The organism is Gilvimarinus sp. 1_MG-2023, assembly GCF_030548285.1.
Window position 1 is genome coordinate 1 of record NZ_JAUOSC010001120.1, and the last position, 265, is coordinate 265.

The following is a 265-nucleotide window of genomic DNA, read 5'->3' on the forward strand; positions in this document are numbered from 1 at the left end:
GTACGCGCCATGCCCAGCACCGCGTGAGCAACAATGGCCACCGCCACAATTTTCAGCCCCTGTAACAGCGGCGCCAACGCTGCCACCGTAGTCGCCATGGTGGCCAACACCACCAGCGCCAGTGCTGACGGCAACGTAAACGCCAGCCAGGCCGCCAAGGCTCCGCCCCAGCCAGCCCGCATCAACCCCAGCCCAAAACCAACCTGAGAGCTGGCCGGGCCAGGCAAAAACTGACACAGGGCCACCAGATCGGCATACGCGGCAT

At 64.9% G+C, this 265-nt stretch carries 1 protein-coding gene; it reads right to left on the minus strand.

What is annotated here, in order from left to right:
* Nucleotides 1–265: chromate transporter (locus Q4563_RS20335; protein WP_303605803.1), on the minus strand; the 265-nt coding region annotated here is incomplete at both ends.